The 5,690-nt window shown below is 59.4% G+C and carries 4 protein-coding genes and 1 pseudogene; 2 read left to right on the forward strand and 3 right to left on the reverse strand.

Features of this window, described 5'->3' with window-relative positions:
- Positions 1–217 precede the first annotated feature (217 nt).
- From PG883_RS22425 to PG883_RS22435, 3 genes are all read right to left on the reverse strand, one after another.
- Positions 218–1,054, reverse strand: a complete 837-nt coding sequence (locus PG883_RS22425) for an aminoglycoside O-phosphotransferase APH(6)-Id (protein WP_000480968.1) — start codon at positions 1,052–1,054, stop codon at positions 218–220.
- Entirely contained in the window at positions 1,054–1,857 is an 804-nt protein-coding gene (aph(3'')-Ib, locus tag PG883_RS22430) for an aminoglycoside O-phosphotransferase APH(3'')-Ib (protein ID WP_001082319.1), read from the reverse strand. The genes PG883_RS22425 and aph(3'')-Ib overlap by 1 nt, the downstream gene beginning before the upstream one ends.
- Before the next feature lie 65 nt (positions 1,858–1,922).
- Positions 1,923–2,537, reverse strand: coding sequence for a recombinase family protein (locus PG883_RS22435; protein ID WP_270808264.1), 615 nt, complete (start codon positions 2,535–2,537; stop codon positions 1,923–1,925).
- A gap of 125 nt (positions 2,538–2,662) precedes the next feature.
- On the opposite strand from PG883_RS22435, the gene PG883_RS22440 reads away from it, so the two are divergent.
- Both PG883_RS22440 and PG883_RS23990 read left to right on the forward strand, forming a co-directional pair.
- On the forward strand, positions 2,663–5,548 hold the full coding sequence (locus PG883_RS22440; RefSeq protein ID WP_001138082.1) for a Tn3 family transposase: 2,886 nt from the start codon (positions 2,663–2,665) through the stop codon (positions 5,546–5,548).
- A 33-nt stretch (positions 5,549–5,581) separates the two neighbouring features.
- Positions 5,582–5,690 (forward strand): annotated as a pseudogene (locus PG883_RS23990) (Tn3 family transposase); the annotation flags it as partial.

Genomic DNA, 5,690 nt, shown 5'->3' on the forward strand with positions numbered 1-5,690 from the left:
CACCGAACTGCTGATGGACGTGGACGACTGGACGGGCTTCAGCCGCCACTTCACCCACTTGAAGGACGGGGCCGAGGCCAAAGACAGGACGTTGCTGCTGTCCGCAATCCTGGGGTCGTTTGCGGGAGAGGGCGAAATCCTACGCTAAGGCTTTGGCCAACGATATTCTCCGGTAAGATTGATGTGTTCCCAGGGGATAGGAGAAGTCGCTTGATATCTAGTATGACGTCTGTCGCACCTGCTTGATCGCGGCCGCGATAGCTAGATCGCGTTGCTCCTCTTCTCCATCCGCGTTCCAAGCTGCGGAAAGGCACCCATAAGCGTACGCCTGGTCGAGCAGGCGACGCGGATCGACGTCCAGCGCACGAGAGAATGCGTCCGCCATCTGTGCAATGCGTCTAGGATCGAGACAAAGGTCGTCTCTGTCAGCCGGATCGTAGAACATATTGGCGGCGCCAAAGCCCACTTCACCGACCAGACCGACGGGATCTATCACCAGCCAGCCGCGACTGGAGAACATGATGTTTTCATGATGCAGATCGCCATGTAGCCCACGCAGTTCCGAGGCATTGCTCATCATTTGATCGGCTATAATCGCCGCGTGGACGTAGTCAGTTTGACAACCTGCGTTTTGATCATCGCGCGCCCGCTGAAACAAAGCTGCAAAGCGATCCCGGATCGGGAGAAGGGCAGAAGGCAGGGGTTCCTCAGATGCGGCATACAGCTTCGCCATTAGTTCCGCTGCAATTTCGGTCGCCTGGTAGTCGCCGTGCTCGGCAACGATGTGAGAGAGCATTCGCTCCCCGGCATATTCGAGCAACATCAGATTGTTCTCACGACCGAGCAACCGGACTGCTCCCCTCCCATTGCGCCATACCAGATAGTCGGCCCCGCGCAGTTCATCAGCAATGTCTTCTATAGGTTTCAATCCCTTGACGATTGCAGGAGTCCCGTCTGGCAATGAAACTTTCCAAACGAGGCTGGAAAAGGTGTCCGCAATGAGAACAGGTTGCGAAACGTGCCAATGAGCAGGAAAAACAGGCGGCATGAACATCAACCCCAAGTCAGAGGGTCCAATCGCAGATAGAAGGCAAGGCGTTCGCGGTCGGGGGCTTCGATCCCCAATACATTGAATAGGACAGCGAAGGCGCGCTCTGCTTCATCTGGCGCTGCCCAGTTCTCTTCGGCGTTAGCAATCATGAGTGCCAAATCGGCATAGCGATCTGCTGTTCCGAGCCGCCCAAGGTCGATCAGACCCGTGCATTGAAGAGTTTTAGGGTCCACCATGAAGTTCGGCATGCAGGGATCACCATGGCAAACAACCATATCGGTGCGCTCTTGGTCGAGCCGCACCGGTAGCTCTCGTTCGACACGAGCCAAAAGATCGAGCTGCGGCGTACTCTTGTCCTCGTCCGGTAAGAAGTCGGGATTGACGGCATTGCGGGACACCACATCAACGGCGCGTCCGAACATTCGCGACAGCCTGCGCTCAAACGGACATTGATCAACCGATAGGCTGTGAACAGCGCCAAGTTGCTGCCCCATTGACGGCCACGCTTTGAGCAAATCCGCTCCAGACAGATCAGCCGCCGGTACTCCCGGAATTGCCGTTATCACCAAGCATGCACCCTCCTGTTCCTCCTGCCAGTTGATCACCTCGGGGCAAGCCACACCTCGACCTTTGAGCCAAATGAGGCGGTCACGCTCTCCAGCGAGCTCACCGCGGCGGGAAGCAGGTGCGATTTTCGCGAAGGCATGCCCGTCACCACGTCGAAAAACAAAATCACCAGATTCTCCGCCTCTGACAGGCAACCAGTCAGAATGCGATTCACCAAAAAAAATATTAGTTCGATTCAATGGAGGTTCCTTCAGTTTTCTGATGAAGCGCGGAGGTGGCTCAACCTGCGAAAAGAAACGAGTTGCTACGTAAGTCCGAGAACATGCTTTCCATGGTCTCTGAGCTCGCCTTTGGGACCGACATATCGGTAGAGAGTGACGCGCTCGATGCCGAGTTCCTTGCAGAGATCGGAAACTGAAGTATCGCGCTGGGCCATGGCGGCTTGCGCGAGACGCACCTGAGCTTTGGTGAGCGCGAATTTTCGTCCGCCCTTGCGACCGCGCGCTCTCGCGGAGGCGAGACCCGCCATGGTGCGCTCTCGGATCAGATCCCGCTCGAACTCGGCCAAGGTGGCGAAGATTCCGAACACCATGCGACCGGACGCAGTCGTGGTGTCGATCTGAGCGCCCTTTCCAGTCAGAACCCGCAGGCCGATCTTGCGGTCTGACAGCTCCTTCACCGTGTTGACCAGATGGGCAAGCGATCGTCCGAGGCGATCGAGCTTCCAGACCACCAGCACATCGCCGTCACGCAATGACTTGAGGCAGGCAGTCAAGCCAGGGCGATCATCACGACCGCCGGAAGCAAGATTATCATAGATATTGTCCCGTTCGACACCTGCGGCGCGCAAGGCGTCGTGCTGCAGGTCGAGAGACTGCGAGCCATCGGCTTTGGAGACGCGGGCATATCCGATCAGCATGTATCACAAACGTTGGTTTGAGGCGGCGCTTCGGCCACGATTGCATTGACCTCTGGAAATGTATCTCAACCAGCTTCATAAACAAAGCGTCTTGAACGCTATCAGATTTTGAAAAAGGAACATGTATGCCGCGTCGCGTCACTCTAACCGATCGGCAGAAAGACGCGCTGTTGCGCTTGCCGACTTCACAGACGGATTTGCTCAAGCACTATACGCTGAGTGATGAAGACCTTGGGCATATCAGGCTGCGTCGGCGCGCTCACAACAGGTTCGGCTTCGCCCTGCAATTGTGTGTCCTGCGCTATCCCGGCCGGGTGCTGGCTCCAGGCGAACTGATCCCTGCAGAGGTCATCGAATTTATCGGAGCGCAGCTTGGCCTGGGTGCCGACGATCTCGTAGACTATGCTGCCCGCGAGGAAACACGGCACGAGCATCTTGCCGAGTTACGGGGGCTCTACGGCTTCCGCACCTTCTCCGGACGTGGTGCGAGCGAGCTGAAGGAATGGTTGTTCCGAGAAGCCGAGATGGCGGTGTCGAACGAGGATATCGCCCGTCGCTTCGTAGCCGAGTGCCGACGCACCCGCACTGTCCTTCCCGCGACATCCACGATCGAGCGGCTTTGTGCCGCGGCTCTCGTCGATGCCGAGCGACGCATCGAGACGAGGATCGCCAGTCGGCTGCCTATGTCGATCCGAGAACAGTTGCTGGCATTGCTCGAGGAGACGGCTGATGATCGGGTGACCCGTTTTGTGTGGCTGCGCCAGTTCGAGCCTGGCTCGAACTCTTCGTCGGCCAACCGGCTGCTCGACCGGCTCGAATATCTGCAACGCATCGATCTCCCCGAGGATCTGCTTGCCGGCGTTCCTGCCCATCGGGTGACTCGTCTGCGCAGGCAGGGTGAACGGTATTATGCCGACGGCATGCGCGATCTCCCGGAGGACAGGCGGCTTGCGATCTTGGCTGTTTGCGTCTCGGAATGGCAGGCGATGTTGGCCGACGCAGTGGTCGAAACCCACGACCGGATCGTCGGCCGTCTCTACCGTGCTTCGGAGCGTATTTGCCATGCAAAGGTCGCAGACGAAGCGGGGGTGGTGCGTGACACCCTGAAATCCTTCGCCGAGATCGGGGGCGCCCTGGTCGATGCACAGGATGATGGCCAGCCGCTGGGCGATGTCATCGCGAGTGGGTCAGGGTGGGACGGCTTAAAAACCCTTGTTGCAATGGCAACCAGGCTGACCGCCACCATGGCCGACGATCCGCTCAATCATGTGCTCGACGGTTATCACCGCTTCCGCCGATACGCTCCACGCATGTTGCGCCTGCTCGATCTGCGAGCTGCGCCCGTTGCACTGCCGCTTCTGGAAGCGGTGACGGCCCTTCGTACCGGTTTGAACGATGCCGCGATGACCAGCTTCTTGCGGCCCAGCTCGAAATGGCATCGCCACCTTCGGGCCCAGAGGGCTGGCGACGCTCGCCTATGGGAGATCGCGGTGCTGTTCCATCTGCGCGATGCGTTCCGCTCCGGAGATGTCTGGCTTACTAGGTCCCGGCGCTATGGCGATCTGAAACACGCACTCGTTCCGGCACAATCCATCGCGGAAGGCGGTCGTCTCGCTGTGCCATTGCGGCCGGAGGAATGGCTGGCAGACCGGCAAGCTCGCCTCGACATGCGGTTGCGCGAGCTTGGCCGTGCCGCTCGCGCAGGCACGATCCCGGGCGGGTCGATTGAAAACGGCGTTCTGCATATCGAGAAACTCGAAGCCGCCGCGCCGACAGGCGCCGAAGATCTGGTGCTCGATCTCTACAAGCAGATCCCGCCCACGCGCATCACCGATCTCCTGCTGGAGGTGGATGCGGCGACCGGCTTCACCGAAGCGTTCACCCATCTGCGCACAGGAGCACCCTGCGCTGACCGGATCGGGCTAATGAACGTTATCTTGGCGGAAGGGATCAACCTCGGCTTGCGCAAAATGGCGGATGCGACAAACACCCACACCTTCTGGGAATTGATCCGCATTGGACGGTGGCATGTCGAGGGCGAAGCCTATGACCGGGCGCTGGCCATGGTGGTCGAGGCACAGGCAGCGTTACCCATGGCCCGGTTCTGGGGCATGGGCACGTCGGCTTCGAGCGACGGACAGTTCTTCGTCGCTACAGAGCAAGGTGAGGCCATGAACCTGGTCAACGCGAAATATGGCAATACCCCGGGCCTGAAAGCCTATAGCCACGTCTCCGACCAATATGCGCCGTTCGCAACCCAGGTGATTCCTGCAACGGCAAGCGAAGCGCCTTACATCCTCGATGGCCTGCTGATGAACGATGCTGGACGCCATATCCGCGAGCAGTTCACCGACACGGGCGGCTTCACCGATCACGTCTTTGCCGCATGTGCCATTCTCGGCTACCGGTTCGCTCCGCGCATCCGCGACCTGCCATCCAAACGGCTCTACGCGTTCAATCCGTCGGCCGCCCCGGCGCACCTGCGAGCGTTGATCGGCGGAAAGGTCAACCAAGCCATGATCGAGCGCAATTGGCCCGACATCCTGCGCATCGCCGCCACCATTGCTGCCGGGACCGTCGCGCCAAGCCAGATTCTGCGGAAACTCGCCTCCTATCCGCGGCAGAACGAGCTCGCGACAGCCCTGCGGGAAGTCGGTCGCGTCGAGCGCACCCTGTTCATGATCGACTGGATTCTGGATGCCGAACTCCAACGGCGTGCCCAGATCGGGCTCAACAAAGGCGAAGCTCATCATGCGCTGAAGCGGGCAATCAGCTTCCACCGCCGCGGTGAAATCCGCGACCGTTCCGCCGAAGGCCAGCATTACCGCATCGCCGGCATGAATCTGCTCGCCGCCATCATCATCTTCTGGAACACCATGAAGCTCGGCGAGGTCGTTGCAAACCAGAAACGCGATGGAAAGCTGCTATCGCCCGATCTCTTGGCCCATGTTTCGCCGCTCGGATGGGAACACATCAATCTCACCGGAGAATATCGCTGGCCAAAGCCTTAGCGTAGGATTCCGCCCCCTCCCGCAAACGACCCCTATGTGCTCGACGGCCTGCTGTACCACGAGTCCGACCTGCGGATCGAGGAGCACTACACCGACACGGCCGGCTTCACCGATCACGTCTTTGCCCTGATGCACCTGCTAG

The organism is Aeromonas sp. QDB25 (genome assembly GCF_027707725.1).
Lineage (GTDB): Bacteria > Pseudomonadota > Gammaproteobacteria > Enterobacterales > Aeromonadaceae > Aeromonas > Aeromonas caviae.